At 60.4% G+C, this 15,651-nt stretch carries 18 protein-coding genes; 9 read left to right on the top strand and 9 right to left on the bottom strand.

Features of this window, described 5'->3' with window-relative positions; all coding sequences use genetic code 11:
- Positions 1-37: 37 nt before the first annotated feature.
- The 6 genes from fdh3B to PM04_RS10215 all read right to left on the bottom strand — a co-directional run bounded on the left by fdh3B (position 38) and on the right by PM04_RS10215 (position 5,721).
- A complete protein-coding gene (gene fdh3B / locus PM04_RS10240) occupies positions 38-631 on the bottom strand; it encodes a formate dehydrogenase FDH3 subunit beta (protein ID WP_038006347.1) in 594 nt (197 codons plus the stop codon).
- A 12-nt stretch (positions 632-643) separates the two neighbouring features.
- The gene (locus PM04_RS10235) at positions 644-3,541 is read right to left on the bottom strand and encodes a formate dehydrogenase subunit alpha (RefSeq protein ID WP_038006345.1); all 2,898 of its coding nucleotides are present in this window, start codon (positions 3,539-3,541) and stop codon (positions 644-646) included.
- Positions 3,542-3,691: 150 nt separating this feature from the next.
- The gene (locus tag PM04_RS10230; RefSeq protein ID WP_038006343.1) at positions 3,692-3,877 is read right to left on the bottom strand and encodes a twin-arginine translocation signal domain-containing protein; all 186 of its coding nucleotides are present in this window, start codon (positions 3,875-3,877) and stop codon (positions 3,692-3,694) included.
- Positions 3,878-3,947: 70 nt separating this feature from the next.
- Positions 3,948-4,553, bottom strand: coding sequence for a molecular chaperone (locus PM04_RS10225; RefSeq protein WP_038006342.1), 606 nt, complete (start codon positions 4,551-4,553; stop codon positions 3,948-3,950).
- A complete protein-coding gene (locus PM04_RS10220; protein ID WP_038006340.1) occupies positions 4,553-5,158 on the bottom strand; it encodes a DUF3306 domain-containing protein in 606 nt (201 codons plus the stop codon). The genes PM04_RS10225 and PM04_RS10220 overlap by 1 nt, the downstream gene beginning before the upstream one ends.
- Positions 5,155-5,721, bottom strand: a complete 567-nt coding sequence (locus tag PM04_RS10215) for a DUF3305 domain-containing protein (RefSeq protein ID WP_038006339.1) — start codon at positions 5,719-5,721, stop codon at positions 5,155-5,157. The genes PM04_RS10220 and PM04_RS10215 overlap by 4 nt, the downstream gene beginning before the upstream one ends.
- A gap of 225 nt (positions 5,722-5,946) precedes the next feature.
- Here PM04_RS10215 and PM04_RS10210 point away from each other — a divergent pair, with 225 nt between their 5' ends.
- The 5 genes from PM04_RS10210 to PM04_RS10190 are packed head-to-tail and all read left to right on the top strand — an operon-like array spanning position 5,947 to position 10,421.
- Positions 5,947-7,893, top strand: a complete 1,947-nt coding sequence (locus PM04_RS10210; RefSeq protein ID WP_038006337.1) for a 4Fe-4S binding protein — start codon at positions 5,947-5,949, stop codon at positions 7,891-7,893.
- Between the two features lie 51 nt (positions 7,894-7,944).
- The gene (locus tag PM04_RS10205; protein WP_038006335.1) at positions 7,945-8,133 is read left to right on the top strand and encodes a DUF6494 family protein; all 189 of its coding nucleotides are present in this window, start codon (positions 7,945-7,947) and stop codon (positions 8,131-8,133) included.
- 1 nt (position 8,134) lies between these two features.
- A complete protein-coding gene (locus PM04_RS10200) occupies positions 8,135-9,217 on the top strand; it encodes an Mrp/NBP35 family ATP-binding protein (protein WP_038006333.1) in 1,083 nt (360 codons plus the stop codon).
- Positions 9,214-9,933, top strand: coding sequence for a biotin/lipoate--protein ligase family protein (locus PM04_RS10195; RefSeq protein WP_038006332.1), 720 nt, complete (start codon positions 9,214-9,216; stop codon positions 9,931-9,933). The genes PM04_RS10200 and PM04_RS10195 overlap by 4 nt, the downstream gene beginning before the upstream one ends.
- Entirely contained in the window at positions 9,930-10,421 is a 492-nt protein-coding gene (locus PM04_RS10190) for a DUF6505 family protein (RefSeq protein ID WP_038006331.1), read from the top strand. Before PM04_RS10195 ends, PM04_RS10190 begins: the two co-directional genes overlap by 4 nt.
- Before the next feature lie 19 nt (positions 10,422-10,440).
- On the opposite strand, the gene PM04_RS10185 is transcribed toward PM04_RS10190, so the two are convergent.
- From PM04_RS10185 to PM04_RS10175, 3 genes are read right to left on the bottom strand one after another with little or no spacing between them, the layout of a single operon-like run.
- A complete protein-coding gene (locus PM04_RS10185; RefSeq protein ID WP_038006329.1) occupies positions 10,441-11,256 on the bottom strand; it encodes a substrate-binding domain-containing protein in 816 nt (271 codons plus the stop codon).
- Positions 11,253-11,966 carry an ATP-binding cassette domain-containing protein gene (locus tag PM04_RS10180; RefSeq protein WP_369793308.1) on the bottom strand — a complete coding sequence of 238 codons (714 nt, stop codon included), beginning with the start codon at positions 11,964-11,966 and terminating at the stop codon, positions 11,253-11,255. The genes PM04_RS10185 and PM04_RS10180 overlap by 4 nt, the downstream gene beginning before the upstream one ends.
- Positions 11,963-12,667 (bottom strand): ABC transporter permease, encoded by a 705-nt coding sequence (locus PM04_RS10175; protein ID WP_038006327.1) that lies wholly within the window; start codon positions 12,665-12,667, stop codon positions 11,963-11,965. The genes PM04_RS10180 and PM04_RS10175 overlap by 4 nt, the downstream gene beginning before the upstream one ends.
- Before the next feature lie 254 nt (positions 12,668-12,921).
- Between PM04_RS10175 and PM04_RS10170 the strand changes: the two genes are divergently transcribed.
- The 4 genes from PM04_RS10170 to PM04_RS10155 all read left to right on the top strand — a co-directional run bounded on the left by PM04_RS10170 (position 12,922) and on the right by PM04_RS10155 (position 15,646).
- A complete protein-coding gene (locus PM04_RS10170; protein WP_038006326.1) occupies positions 12,922-13,704 on the top strand; it encodes a hydroxypyruvate isomerase family protein in 783 nt (260 codons plus the stop codon).
- Complete coding sequence (locus PM04_RS10165) at positions 13,701-14,042, top strand: RidA family protein (protein WP_038006324.1); 342 nt, start codon at positions 13,701-13,703, stop codon at positions 14,040-14,042. The genes PM04_RS10170 and PM04_RS10165 overlap by 4 nt, the downstream gene beginning before the upstream one ends.
- Before the next feature lie 101 nt (positions 14,043-14,143).
- Entirely contained in the window at positions 14,144-15,127 is a 984-nt protein-coding gene (locus tag PM04_RS10160; protein WP_038006322.1) for a tripartite tricarboxylate transporter substrate binding protein, read from the top strand.
- A 78-nt stretch (positions 15,128-15,205) separates the two neighbouring features.
- On the top strand, positions 15,206-15,646 hold the full coding sequence (locus tag PM04_RS10155) for a tripartite tricarboxylate transporter TctB family protein (RefSeq protein ID WP_038006320.1): 441 nt from the start codon (positions 15,206-15,208) through the stop codon (positions 15,644-15,646).
- Positions 15,647-15,651 lie beyond the last annotated feature (5 nt).

The raw sequence follows: 15,651 nt of genomic DNA, 5'->3' as shown, positions 1-15,651 counted from the left end.
CCCGGCCCGAACGAAGCGGGCCGAACGTCTGAGCGGCTTAGCCGCCTTTACGCTCGTAGGCTGTACCCCAGCCCCAAGCACCGGAACCGAAGCCGCGCGCCACGATACGCTCACGGTAGATGTTCGACACTGTGTCGCCATCGCCCGCCAGAAGCGCCTTAGTGGAGCACATCTCGGCACAGATAGGCAGTTTGCCTTCTGCAATCCGGTTACGACCGTATTTGCCGAACTCGGCTGTGGAGTGTGTTTCTTCTGGGCCACCGGCACAGAATGTACACTTGTCCATCTTGCCGCGCGAACCGAAGTTGCCAGCCTGTGGGTACTGCGGCGCGCCGAAGGGACACGCATAGAAGCAGTAACCACACCCGATGCACAGGTCTTTGGAGTGCAGAACCACACCGTCATCGGTCTGGTAGAAGCAATCCACAGGACATACAGCCATACACGGCGCATCCGAGCAGTGCATACATGCGACCGAGATGGAACGTTCCCCGGGCTTACCATCTTCGATGGTCACCACGCGGCGCCGGTTGATGCCCCAAGGCACCTCGTGCTCGTTCTTACAGGCCGTCACACAGGCGTTGCATTCGATGCAGCGCTCGGCGTCACAGAGAAATTTTGCTCTTGCCATTTTTCTCTCTCCTTACGCAGGCATGATTTTGCAAAGCGTGGACTTGGTCTCTTGCATCTGAGTGACCGAGTCGTAGCCGTAGGTTTGCGCGGTGTTACACGATTCACCCAGAACGTAGGGGTCTGCCCCTTCTGGATATTTCGCGCGCAAGTCTTGGCCTTGGAAGTGACCGCCGAAGTGGAACGGCATGAAGGCAACGCCCTCACCCACCCGCTCGGTGACCATCGCCATGACTTTGACTTTGCCGCCCTCTGGGCCTTCGACCCAAACCTGAGACCCATCCCGCACACCAAGGTTGTTGGCGTCACGTGGGTGGATTTCAACGAACATGTCTTGCTGAAGTTCAGCCAGCCAGGGGTTCGAACGGGTTTCATCACCGCCACCTTCATATTCCACAAGACGACCAGAGGTCAGGATAATTGGGTAATCCTTGCTGAAGTCGTTCTTTTGGATCGAGGCGTACATCGTCGGCAGACGATAGAACTTACGGTCCTCATAGGTGGGATAATCCGCAACCAGATCACGACGTGGCGTGTAGAGCGGCTCACGGTGTGTTGGTACCGGATCAGGGAAGGTCCACACGACGGCACGGGCTTTTGCGTTCCCGAAGGGCGCACAACCATGCTTGATCGCAACCCGCTGGATCCCGCCCGAAAGGTCGGTTTTCCAGTTGGTCTTGGGGCCTGCAACAGCGTCGATCGCGGCACGTTCGTCCGCAGTCAGATCGCCGTCCCAACCAAGGTCCATCAGCATCTGCATGGTGAACTCTGGGTAGCCGTCCTTGATCTCACTGTCTTTGGAGTAGACGCCTTCGGCCAACAGGTTGTCGCCGTCCCGCTCAACGCCGAAACGTGCGCGGAAGGTGAGACCACCATCAGCAACCGACTTCGACATATCGTAGAGGTTGGGCGTACCGGGGTGCTTCATGTCGGCAGTGCCCCAGCAAGGCCATGGCAGACCGTAGTAGTCCCCATCAGCGGGTCCACCAACGGCTTTGAGCGTCGTGCGGTCAAAGGTGTGCTGGTTGGCCATGTGGAGTTTGATCCGCTCAGGGCTTTGACCCGTGTAGCCGATTGTCCACAAACCGCTGTTGAACTCACGCGTGACGCTTTCAACGTTTGGCGTAACTTCGTCTTCCATCTCGATGTTGCGGAAGAAACGGTCGGCAAAGCCGAACTTCTTCGCCAACAAACCGATGATTTCGTGGTCTGTTTTGCTCTCGAAGAGAGGGTCCACAACCTTGTCACGCCACTGAAGCGAACGGTTGGAGGCCGTCACCGAGCCGCGTGTTTCGAACTGCGTACACGCGGGCAGCAGGTAAACACCATCGGTACGGTCGTGCAGAACGGCAGAGACGGTGGGATACGGATCGATAACGACCAGCATGTCCAGCTTCTCCATCGCGGTCTTCATCTCGACCTGACGGGTTTGCGAGTTAGGCGCGTGGCCCCAGAGCACCATGGCACGAACGTTGTCGTTCTGGTCCATGTTGTCCTTTTCTTCGAGGACACCATCGATCCAGCGCGACACAGGAATACCCGTGAGGTTCTGAAGCGACTTTTCCTTGCCGTCGGCGCCGGTGATGGAACCGAACTGACCTGCAAGCCACTCGGGATCTTCACCCCAAACGCGGGCCCAGTGACCCCAAGCGCCGTTGGACAGACCGTAGTAGCCTGGCAGCGTGTGCGACAGAACACCAAGGTCGGTTGCGCCTTGCACGTTGTCGTGGCCACGGAAAATGTTGGTACCGCCACCCGACGTGCCCATGTTGCCCAGCGCCAGCTGAAGCACGCAATATGCACGTGTGTTGTTGTTACCGTTGGTGTGCTGCGTGCCACCCATACACCAAATCACGGTGCCGGGGCGGTTGTTTGCGAGCGTTTTAGCAACGCGGCGCAGCTGCTCACCGGGGGTGCCGGTTACGCGCTCAACTTCCTCGGGTGTCCATTTGGCCACTTCGTCACGGATCTGGTCCATGCCCCAAACTCGGGTGCGGATGAACTCTTTGTCTTCCCAACCGTTTTCGAAGATGTGGTACAAAATACCCCAAACCAGCGCCACGTCGGTGCCGGGACGGAAGCGAACATACTCATCAGCGTGTGCGGCGGTCCGCGTGAAGCGCGGGTCGCAAACGATTACGGGTGCGTTGTTTTCTTCCTTCGCCTTCAGGATGTGAAGCAGCGAAATCGGATGCGCTTCGGCGGCGTTGGAGCCGATCATGAAGATTGCTTTGGAGTTGTGGATGTCGTTGTACGAGTTCGTCATGGCGCCGTAGCCCCATGTGTTCGCAACACCAGCCACAGTCGTGGAGTGACAAATACGGGCTTGGTGATCCACGTTGTTCGTGCCCCAGTAGGCTGCGAACTTACGGAACAGGTAAGCCTGCTCGTTGTTGTGCTTGGCGGAGCCGAGCCAGTAAACGCTGTCCGGGCCGCTTTCTTCGCGGATGGACGTCATGCCGTCGCCGATCTCATTGATCGCCTGTTCCCAGCTAATGCGCTTCCACTCACCACCCTCTTTTTTCATAGGGTATTTGAGGCGGCGTTCGCCGTGGGCGTGCTCACGAACCGAGGCCCCCTTGGCGCAATGCGCACCGAGGTTGAAGGGGCTGTCCCAGCCGGGCTCTTGCCCAGTCCACACGCCGTTGGACACTTCGGCCACAACGGAACAACCCACGGAACAGTGGGTGCAGACCGATTTAATGGTTTCAACGTTGCCTGAAACTGCGCCCGCTGCTGCGGATGCGGGTTTCACCGCACCACCAGTGGCTGCGATGGCCGCCAGACCGCCGATGGCCAGACCCGAACCGCGCAAGAAAGCGCGCCGGTCTACCGTGGCGTTGGCTGCTTCAGACAGGAGAGTGGTCCGCTGGGGGCGTCGCGCAACCCCATTGGTCTTTTTCCTAAGCATATTTCATTCCTTCCGTGCTTGTTCGACCCCGTTCGAGGGCCTCACGCGCTTGGTGTTTAAGTGTGATCTGTCGCAGTCGGGCGTCACGCAACCAGTCGCTTGGATCGTTTCCTCCCACGCCCGAAAACCGGACGCCGAAATCATCTGCGCCTAGAAACGGGCGCTTTCAAAATAGGCACGCGTGTGTGCAGTATCCTGAATGGTCTCGCTGGTCAGGTCGGGTGCCGCGGCTTCGGCCGTGTCCCCTGCTGCCATTGCAACCGCAGCAACGGGTGCCGCAGTGCCTGCAAGTTTCAGAAAGTCGCGGCGCGATGCCTTTGTGGCTTTCTCTGTCATGAAATCTCCGTGGGTTTCATGGGGTTCTGACGCCAGCCCCTTGCGGTGCTCGCGCCACTCGAAATGCGGATTACTCCGCGCTCATCCGGAAGGCTTCGGCCTCAATCTCCATGAACACACGCCCGATCGTTCCGACCGGTGTGTAAAAGAGTGAGGTTTTCGCACCTTCCAAATCACTAAAGAAGTGAGGGGCCCAAGGGCCGATGTGTTTGTTGAAGAACTCTTTTTGCTCGTTCAGCGGTACGGGCTTGCCAAAGCGGCCCGCAACCATCGCGCCCATCATCTCCATCATGCTGGCGATGTTGTCTTCGGGCTCGAACACTGTGTCCGACCGGCCAATACCCTTGCGCGCCATGTCTTGGCGCAGCGCGGCCAGCGGTTTTTCGTTAAGAAAGCCCGTGAGGTAAAAGCTCGCGTAGGGCAGCAATTCGCCCCGGCCCAGACCGATGAACAATGCGTTGAACTCACGCTCAATCGCGGCGGGTTTGGTGATGCGCGCCAGCTTGGCCAACGTGTTGATCGCCGCCCCTAGATCCCCCTCATCGCCAGCGAGGCTTGCGGTTTGGTCCAACAACGTTTGATCGGGTGGCGCCGACAGGATCAGCCCAAGGTAGTTATAAAGGTCCGCGCGCAGGCGGTCCTCCTCGGGCAGGGTGACATCGGCGGCGGCGTTCATCAGGCGGTCTCCTCGAAGGTGAATTTCATGCGGCGCCACAACGGAGGGGCCACAGCGGCGGCATCATCCTCAAGGACATCTGCCGCAGAATATACGGGTGCGGGGGTGTCTTCGGCGGGTGCCACAGGATCGGTAGCTTCGCCGGTTACGTCCTCGAGTGTGTCTTCGGCGTCCGCCTCGGCCACCTCGGGCGCGGCGGCATCAGCTTCAGACTGCTCGGCCAACGCCTCGATATGCTTCAGCATGCCTTTTCCGACCTGATAGGCGGTTTGCATACCCTCAATGACGCAAGCGGCGTCGGTGTAATCCTCGCCGTAATCGACCAAGCCATCAACATTCGCCAAAACGGGGTTCAGCCGCCAAAGGCGTCTGAGCGCGCGGGTCTTGATCCGCTCGGGGACGTTTTTATTCAGGAAGCCCTTAAAATCGGCCCCCTCCTCCAGTGTGTCGGGATCAGGCAGGCCGAGCTCCTCAAGGATCTCAGCATCTGTGCGCTCGGCCTGTTCAGCCTCAAACGCCTCAACCTGTGCGGCCTCTTCGGCAGCAACCTCAGCCTGCGCCTCTGCGGCGACGGCGGCCTTACGATCCGACCAAGAGCGCATCATATCAGACGCTCCCGCTTGCGCGCAGGGGATGCATAGACATCCGTCATGCCCGCGATGCGCCGATCCCCGATGCCGTCGGCCTTCAGGTCAACGCGCTGCTTGTCGCGCTTACGCTTCTTGAATGTTTCTTCGGCGTGGAAATCTTCGATAAAGGCCTCAACGGCCACGCGAACAGACGGGGGCATTGCGATCTTCTCAACCAGCTCTTCGCCGCTGTCACAGTAATCTTGCGCCTCATAGGGGCTGAGCGTGGCCAGAACCGCCTCGGGCGCGTCGGCGGGCGTGTCGCCCTCGCGCAGAATTACGTACACGCTGGGCACTTCTGCCTGTAACTCGTGCACATAGGCTTCCGTCTCGGCGCCGTGCATTTCAAGGGTAACGGTGGCCGCATGAACCTCAACCGCATCACCCTCGGACCGCAAAACCTGCCCGGCAGCAGGCCCGGCACCCGGAAGGACACCACTGACTCGCCAGTAGTACTTAGCCCAGCGCGTCTGGCCGGGCGTTCTACGCAGCACGATTCCCAATGGTAACGCGCAATACTGGTCAGGGTTGTATATCATGGACCCTCCCGATCCTAACCGCCGCCCCCTCCCGGGACACAACGGCATACCAGATTGTTTAGCCCATATATCCAGAAACCAGAAGCCTCAATTTGCATTGAATGCAAAATTACAAACAACTGCAAATTGCGAAAGCGGTTGTAGACCCCTGCGCAACACGTCTAAACTGCGCGAACAAATCGGGCGCCCAACTGGCCCCACAGGGACGGATCTGGGAGGATTAACGTGATCAAGTCATTGATAACGTGTGATTGTGGCGGCAGCCAAACCGTAGACAGCGACGCACTTGCACAAGCGACCGGACTTTCGGCGCCGCGGACCTGCACGGCGCTTTGCACCTCACAGTTGCAAATTGCGGCGGACGCATTGCAGGCCGGAGACACCGCAATCTGCTGCACCCAGCAAAGCGCGATTTTCGACGCTTTGGCCGATGAGCTGGAGGTCGCATCAGCCCCATTGATCGACATCCGCGACCGGGGTGGCTGGACCGAGGATACAACCTCAACGGGTCCCAAGATGGCCGCTTTGGTGGCCGAAGGCTTGCTACCGACCCACCCAGACAAGACCATCGACGTGGTGTCCGACGGATTATGCCTAATTGTCGGGCCCGCTGCAACCGCACTTGCCGCAGCCGAGGCGTTAACACCTTACCTATCGGTAACGGTTTTGCTCGCCCCTGGCGAAGAGCATCCCGGCACGACCGAGGCTGACATCATCTTTGGCACGCTGCGGCGGGCCACAGGCTCGTTCGGGCAATTCTCGGTCTCAATCGACGCACTACAGCAACCCGCCCCCGAGGGGCGCGGCACGCCAACCCTGTCGCCTGCTCGCAACGGCGCACAGTCCGAGTGTGATATTCTGCTCGACCTAACCGGCGGCACGCCGCTATTCCCCGCCCCCGAAAAGCGGGACGGCTACCTGCGCGCAGACCCATCCCATCCCGGATCGGTGTCCGCCGCGATATTGGCCGCCAGCCACATGGTCGGCACTTTTGAGAAAACGCTCCATATCAAATCCGAGCCCCTGTTGTGCGCCCACAGCCGCGCTGAGCAAACCGGCTGCACCCGCTGTCTCGACCTGTGCCCCACAAGTGCGATCCAATCCGCGGGTGAACATGTGGTCATCGACCCGCTGGTCTGTGCCGGGTGTGGCGCGTGTTCCGCCGCCTGCCCCTCTGGCGCGATCAGCTTTGACGCGCCCGCCGCATCCCACACGTTTGTCCGCATCAACACACTGGCCAAGGCCTATTCGGATGCAGGCGGTGCAACGCCCCACCTGTTGGTGACCGGCTCCAACGGGTCCGAAATGATCCGCATGGCCGCACGGTTTGGGCGCGGTCTGCCCAGCCATGTCATCCCGATGGAGATCACCGCGCTAAACGGGTTTGGTCATGCCGAGATGGTCGCCGCCCACGGTGCCGGATTTACACGCGTCAGCATCGTACCAGAGCCAAACTCAGACCGTGATGCGCTGGACACCCAGATGGAGCTGGCTCGCGCGATTGTTGGCGCGGAGACGATCACCCTGATCGATACGCCAGACCCCGACGCCATGAGCGACGCATTGTACGACGCGCCTCGGTCCGACGCGGCCCACAGCCCTGTCCGCCCCATGGGCACACGGCGTCAGATCACCCGGCAGGCCGCGCGCGCCACACTCGGCTCGGACACAGTTCTGCCCCTGCCCGAAGGCGCGCCCTACGGTGCGGTTCTGGTCGACACCGACGCCTGCACCCTGTGCCTGTCGTGTGTTTCGCTTTGCCCCTCGGGCGCGCTGGGTGACAATCCGGATCTCCCACAACTGCGTTTCCAAGAGGATGCTTGCCTGCAATGCGGGATCTGCGCCTCGGCCTGCCCCGAGACGGCCATCACGCTGGAACCTCGTCTGGACCTGACGGACGCCGCGTTGGAACAACGGGTGATCCACGAAGAAGAGCCGTTTGCCTGCGTCGAGTGCAACAGCCTGTTCGGCGTCAAATCCACCATCGACAAGATCACAGAACGGCTGGCCGGGCATTCCATGTTCGACGAAGATAAGTTGCGCCTGATCCAGATGTGTGATGACTGCCGTGTGCGCGCGCAGATGCACAGCCAGAACAACCCCTTCACCAGTGCGCCCCGGCCCAAGCCACGCACGACCGAAGACTATCTAAGCAAACGTCGTGACCATTGATATTCTGGGCCACACCAGCGGCCAAACACCAGATCACCAGGGAGAGAGCGAATGAGTGATGCGTTCAACATGTCGATGCGCAAGTTCCTCAAGCAAGTCGGCGTAACAAGCCAACAAGAAATTGAGGCCGCGTTGCGCAACAAAGGCGAAGCGGGCAAAAGCTACACACTGAAGATGACACTCACATGCGAAGAGTTGGGGCTGGAACACACAGTCACCGGCGACGTTTCGGGAGAATAACGTGACAATTACAAGAGACGCCGTCCTTGAGGCCCTCAAGGGTGTCAGCACCCCAAGCGGCACAGATTTGGTAGAGTCAGGCGTCGTTCGGGCGTTGAACGTGGATGAGGGCAATGTCCGCTTTGTGATGGAAATCGCACCATCGGATGCCGAAGCCTATGGCGCGGTCAAAACCGCTGCCGAAACCGCCCTGCAAGGGATCGGGGTTGAGGCCGTGCAAATCGTGATGACGGGCCACAGCGCGCCGTCAAAACCTGCCGCCCCGACAGGCGAAGCCCCCCCCGACCTAAAGCCGCAAAAAACCGCACCCGCCGGGCCGCAGCCTGTACCGGGCGTGGCACGCATTCTAGCGATTGCATCGGGCAAGGGCGGTGTGGGCAAATCCACTGTGTCTGCCAACTTGGCCGTGGCGCTTGCGCAGCAAGGCCGCCGGGTCGGGTTGCTGGACGCCGATGTGTATGGCCCCTCGCAGCCTAGGATGCTTGGCATCACGGGCCGTCCCGCCAGCCCGGATGGCACCACCATTCTGCCCCTGCGCAACCATGGCGTGACCTCCATGTCGATCGGCTACATGACCAATGACGACCAAGCCGTTGTCTGGCGTGGGCCGATGCTGATGGGCGCGCTCCAGCAGATGATGACGCAGGTCCAATGGGGCGCGCTGGATGTGCTGATCGTGGATCTTCCACCCGGCACCGGTGACGTGCAGATGACCCTTGGCCAGAAGTTCAAGGTGGATGGCGCTGTCGTGGTCTCAACCCCACAGGACATCGCATTGATCGACGCCCGCAAGGGTCTGGATATGTTCAACCAGATGAATATCCCCGTTGTCGGGATGATCGAAAACATGTCCACGCATATCTGTTCGAACTGCGGCCACGAAGAACATCTGTTCGGGCATGGCGGCGTCGCAAGCGAGGCCGAAAAGCTGGGCATCGACCTGCTGGCCGAAGTGCCGCTGCACATGTCGATCCGCCAAGCCGCAGACGGCGGCGCACCCATCGTCGCCAGCGCCCCCGACAGCCCACAGGCTGAGGTGTTCCGCACGATCGCGGCCACCCTCGTGGAGAAGGGCGTTGCATGAGCACGCTTGATGCCCCGCATACGCCGACCTTCCCGCCGCTGATGTACGGGGAGGCTGCGGCCGACCCCGTCACACACGCGCAGATGCGGGCCATTCAGGGCTGTGATGCCGGCCTTGTGGCCTATGACCTTGGGCAAAGCACCCTTCAGGCGGCGATTGTCTTCGCCCCTGACGTGACCTTGGCGGAGGCGGCGGTGATGTTGCCGCTGTGTGCCGTGGGCTTTCAGAACGCCCTTGGTGCGCTCGGCCCACCTGAAACCGCTGTGCAGCTGGAATGGGATGGCGGTATTCGCCTGAACGCCGCGCGCTGTGGCCGGTTTGGCATCCACGCCAGCACCGATAACCCCGCTGAAGTGCCCGACTGGATGGTCATTGACCTCACGCTGCCGCTTTGGCCGCTCAGCGATGCCCCCGGCGAGCACCCCGAGGATACCGCCCTCTATGCCGAAGGCTGCACCGATGTGCAGGCCCCGCAGCTATTGGAGTCGTGGTCCCGGCACACGCTCACATGGGTCCGCTCATGGGAAGATGACGGGATCAAACCCCTACACGAAGCGTGGCGGGGCTTGGCGTGGCAAATAGGTGAGGACGTCACCGTGCTTGGCACAAGCGGCACATTTTTGGGCGTGGACGAGAATTTCGGCCTGCTCTTGCGCGACGCCGATGGTGCCACGCAGCTTATTCCCCTGACGCGCTTGCTGGAGACAACACCATGACCGCTCCCCTAAAACTGGCCCGCGCCATTCACTTTGACGAAAGCGATCAGCGCGTGTTTCACGTACCTGCACGCACAGGCGAATGGTGTATTTCCGGCGGGTTTGAGTTCTCGAACTGGTCCGAGGGCGATCTGTCCGGCAAAAACCGTCAGGCGTTCTCGAACGGTTGGTTCGGCTTGGAAACCGGCGGGCGGGTCACGTTTGTGGCTGTCACCCAGGTAGAGCCCGGTGAAATGGCGTCATTGGCGCAAATGTTGGCGGAGCATTTTGTCACCTACTACGGCGCACCCAGCGTAGAAGCCGCCCTGCCCACCGCCCAAGAAGAGCTGGATCAGATGGCCGACCTATGCGCAGAGCACGGCCCCAACACCCTGCTCACGGTCCTGCGGGAGCTGTCTGACGTTGGTGTACGCGAAAGCTTTAGAATGATTGAGCCCAACGACGCCGGGCTCGACCAATTTGCCATTCACGGATCGCTGGACGAATAACCAGCGGTCCGTTGGGACATTACCCTTGGGGGCTGGCATCCGGCGTGGCGTTGAACACGAACAACTGCTCGCCCCCAAGACGGTAGCCATTGATCAGGTCGGCTGCGCGATCTGACACCAACCACCCCTCCAATTTCTGCGCCAAGCCATTGGCCACATGTGCATGAACCTCTGGGTTCACGGGCAAGAACGCGTATTGATTGAACAGCACCGGGTCACCTGAGAACAACAACGCAAGGTCGCCCTTGTTGCCAAAGTTCAACCAGCTGGCCCGATCCGACAAGATATAGGCGTTAAGCCCGGATGCCGTGTTGAGCGCGGCCCCCATGCCCGCACCGACCGCGTTATACCAAGCCCCCTCGGGCGTTTGGCTGGCTGCGGCCCACAGGCTGAGTTCCTTTTTGTGGGTGCCGCTGTCATCACCGCGGCTGACGAAACGCGCCTCGCTTGCGGCGATGGATTGCAAGGCATCCAGCACGGTTTCGGCGCTCGCCACATCCGCAGGATCCTCCGAAGGGCCGATCACAACGAAATCGTTGTACATAATTTCACGCCGGTGGGTGCCTGCCCCCTCGGCCACAAACGCCTCCTCTGCGCTGCGGGAATGCACAAGGATCGCGTCTACGTCGCCGGAACGGCCCAATTGCAGCGCTTGGCCCGTGCCAACCACCAGCAATTGCACCTCAAGGCCTAGGTCTTGTTCAATCGCGGGCAGCAAAATCTCAGACAGCCCCGAATTATGGAAGGACGTCGTGACAGCCATTTTCATGGTGTCAGCGGCACTGGCCGTGGCAGTCACAGCGAGGGCTGCAAGGGTTAGGACAAAGCGTTTCATTCGACGATATCTCCTTTCAGGAATGCACGGGCAGAGGCGGTTTGCGCCGCCTCAAAAAACGTATCGGCTGGGCCGAATTCATGGATTTTGCCGCCCAACATGAACAGCATTTCATCGGCAAGGCGGCGGGCCTGCCCCATGTCATGGGTCGATAGGATCAGCCGGGTCCCGTTTTGCTTGGCCGCTTGCAAGATCACCTCGACCTCACGGGTGGCGCGGCCATCAAGGGCGGCACAGGGTTCGTCCAGAAACAGAACCTTAGGCGCGGTGATCAAGGCGCGGGCCAGCGCAAGCTTCTGCTGCTCCCCCCCCGATAGAACCAACGCGGAGCGGTCGATCACGTCCGACAGGCCGATCTTGGCCGCCCAAGCCACAGCGGATTTGCGCGCCTCACGCTTGGAAGTGCCCCGCACCTTGAGCGGATAGATCAGGTTTTCCAACACGGTCCGGCGCAGCATCACGGGCCGCTGAAACACGAAAGCCTGATGCAATTGCGCCTCATCCATCGGACAGTTCCACGCGATCTCACCGCGTGTCAGCCGTGCCGCGCCGTGCAAAAGACGCAGCAGCGTGGTTTTGCCCGAACCGTTGGGCCCCACAATAACCGTAGCCCCAGCCCCTTCGATCGTCAGGTCAATCGGCCCCACAAGCCGCTTACCGCGGTGGGTTGTTTCGGCCCCCTGGACCATGAGTGGCAGAAGGTGGCTCACCAGCGGGCCTCCACTTCTGTGCGCGACAGCGCATGGATCGACAGATTCACCGCAATGGCCAATCCGATCAACACAAAGCCAAGGCCAAGGGCCAGTGCGAATTCTCCCTTGCCGGTTTCAAGTGCGATTGCCGTGGTCAGCACGCGCGTGACGTTGTCGATATTGCCGCCCACAATCATGATCGCCCCGACCTCACCAATCGCGCGACCGAACCCAGCCAGCGATGCCGTGAGCAGCGCACGGCGCGCATCCCACAAAAGCGTGGCGACCTTTTGGCCTTGGGTCACGTGCATGGAAATCAGCAGATCGTGATATTCGCTCCATAAATCGCGCAGAGCCTGATGCGCGACAGAGGCAATCAGCGGGACGATAATGATGACCTGCGCAATGACCATCGCTGTCGGCGTGAACAACAAGCCCAACACCCCAAGCGGGCCGGAGCGCGAGAGGACCACATACACGATCAGCCCCACCACAACCGGCGGCAGCCCCATCAGCGCATTCAAGATCGCAATCACCCAGCGCCGCCACCGGAACCGCCGAACGGCTAATAGGGCCGCAAGCGGCAGCGCAATGGCGCTTGCAATCACAAGCGCACTCAGGCTCACCATCAAGGAACGCAGAGTGATTTCCATCAACTCTGCGTCAAAGGTGATCACAAGCCAAAACGCCTGCGATAAGCCGAGCCAGATATCTGCCATGGGCGCGAGGGCCTCCATTTTGTTCTACACTTTATCCGAATGCGCAGCGAAGCCAACATCTACCATGGCGTGCGCCTGTATGGCTTACCGGATGCCACCTAGGTGGTGCGCTGGGAATATAGCAGCGGTCGCTGGTGTCCACCTCTCAACGGCGGAAACACCGGCAGAGACACGCGGTTTGGCCCGCTAGGTCGCCTTTGTGGATTGCCTCAGGGGCAAGCAAGCTTTACCCAGTTTTTCAGGGGGATACGCATATGACCAATCACACACAGCACCGGCGTTTTTCGGCCAACCTTGGGTTTTTATGGGCAGACCTGCCCCTACCCGATGCCATCCGCGCGGCTAAAGCCGCAGGGTTTGACGCGGTTGAATGCCACTGGCCCTATGAAACGCCCCCCTCTGATGTGTTGGCGGCTCTGAAAGAAACGGGCCTAACCATGCTCGGCCTGAACACCGTACGCGGCAATCCCGGTGAAAACGGGCTGTCGGCTTTGCCCGGCCGCGAGGATGAAGCCCGCGCAGCCATTGATCAGGCTCTAACCTATGGATTTGAAATTGGCGCCGGAGCGGTCCACGTGATGGCCGGTTTTGCCGAAGGCCCCGAGGCCGACGCCGCCTTTGCGGACAACCTGCGCTACGCCTGCTCCAAGGCTGCGGATATGGGCATGACCATCCTGATCGAGCCGCTCAACAGCTACGATGCGCCGGGATATTACCTCAAGACATCCCGCCAAGCCGTTACAATCATTGAAAGGTTAAACCTGCCCAACCTGAAATTGATGTTCGACTGCTACCACCTTCAGATCATGGAGGGCGACCTGAGCCGTCGGCTCACAGCATGTCTGCCGCACATTGGTCACGTTCAAATCGCCTCCGTGCCGGATCGTGGCGCACCCGATCACGGTGAGCTGCACTACCCCCACATATACGCCCACCTCGCGACCCTTGGCTGGGATCACCCGCTGGGCGCAGAGTACAAACCCAACGGACCAACGGACGCCACCCTTGCGTGGCTACAACAGGAGAAACGCACATGATCACCCGTCACCAATCCGGCCCCCGTATGAGCCAGATCGTTACTCATAACGGCACAGTTTACTTGGCCGGACAGGTCGCCAAAGGCGCAACCGTGGCCGAGCAGACCGCCGGGTGCCTTGCCCAAGTGGACGCCCTTTTGGCCGAAGCCGGATCGGACAATACCAACATGTTGCAAGTCGTTATTTGGCTCGCGGACATGGCGGATTTTGCGGAGATGAACGGCGTGTGGGATGCATGGGTCCCCCAAGGCCACACACCGGCCCGCGCCTGCGGCGAAGCCAAGCTGGCAACCCCTGAATATAAGGTCGAAATCATCGTGACTGCAGCGCAGGCCTAGGCGGCTTTGTTACCGCTAACAGCTTGACAAGGAGCGAGATCAATAGTCACCTTCCAGACGTCAAAAGGCGGGATCCACCCGCCAACATCTGGGAGGTAACTATGACCAAACGTCTTTTTAAGGCGGTGCTTACGAGTGCCGTGGTAGCCGCGTCCGCTGGCGGTTTGTTCACCGCTACCAGCGCACACGCCGCTGAATGTATTGCACCCGCCAACCCCGGCGGCGGCTGGGACTTTACCTGCCGTCAGATCGGCAAAATCATGTACGATATCGGTCTTGTCGATGCGCCCGTACAAATCACCAACATGGCCGGTGGCGGCGGCGGTCTGGCCTATGGCACCGTTGCCAATGAGCGGACCGATGATGCGAACCTGATCGTGGCCGCAAGCCAAGCCACCGCAACCCGTCTTGCGCAAAACGCCTACGGCGGCGCGACACCTGACCAAGTGCGCTTTTTGGGCGCCATCGGGGCTGACCCCGGCGTGATTGTTGTCTCTGCGGACAGCCCATTCCAAAACCTCGGCGATCTGGTCGCAGCTATGAAGGCTGATCCCGGCTCGGTGGCCTTTGCGGGCGGTTCTGCGGCGGGCGGCTTTGACCACCTGAAGGTGCTGCAAGTGGCCCAAGCAGGCGGCGTGTCTGACGTCACCAAAATCCGCTACATCGGCGTGGACGGTGGCGCAGACGCGATCACCCAAACTGTTGGCGGCTTTACCCAAGGCATGACCGGCGACATGTCCGAAATCGTAGGCTTCCTTGGTACCGGCGAAGTGCGTGCACTGGCTGTGCTGTCGAACGAGCGTGTGCCCGGTTTTGACGACATCCCAACGGCTGTTGAGCAAGGTTTTGACGTCGTCGCCGTGAACTGGCGCGGTCTGTACGTGCCAAAGGACATCTCGGATGAGCGGTTCAACGACTGGGTCGCAAAGCTGCAAGCCGTGGGCGAGTCCGACGAATGGCAAGCCGCAATGAAGGCAAATGGCCTTGCCCCGTTCACCGTGATCGGTGGCGACTTTGAAAGCTTCATCGCCCAAAACATGGCCGATGTGACCAAGCTGTCCAAAGAAATCGGCATCATCCAATAAGCACACGCTTATTCTAACGCTGGGCGCGCCTTCGTGTGCGCGCTCAGCCCCCCTCCTCCGACACTCTGGAGATATCCCATGCTTGCAAGCGACCGCATATTCGGTGCGGTGGTCGTGCTCGGAGCCCTTGGCTACGTCGCCACCGCCGCCCAAATCCCCGCCCCGTTTTTCTCTGACCCGCTCGGAACGCGTGCGTTTCCGATGATTGTGGGCAGTTGTGCAGCACTGTGCGGTGCGATGATGGTCTGGCGCCCGGACGCAGAGCCAGAGTGGCCCGGCCTTGCCTCTCTCGGGGCGCTGCTGGTCGCGACGATTGCGTTGGTGGGCTATGCCTACGCGCTCAAGCCCATGGGGTTCTTGCTTCCCACGGCAGTTGTTTCTGCAATCCTGAGCTATCAAATCGCGCCGCGCGTTGTGCCCGCGATCCTCGCTGGATTGGGCCTGTCGGTGGGGCTTTTTGTTCTATTTCGCTTCGTGCTGGGGTTGAGCCTGTTTGGCTTCCCGCGCGGCTGGTTTTAAGGGCG

Source organism: Thalassobacter sp. 16PALIMAR09 (assembly GCF_000765485.1).
Lineage (GTDB): Bacteria > Pseudomonadota > Alphaproteobacteria > Rhodobacterales > Rhodobacteraceae > Thalassobacter > Thalassobacter stenotrophicus.
This window is presented reverse-complemented; position numbering and strand designations above follow the sequence as displayed.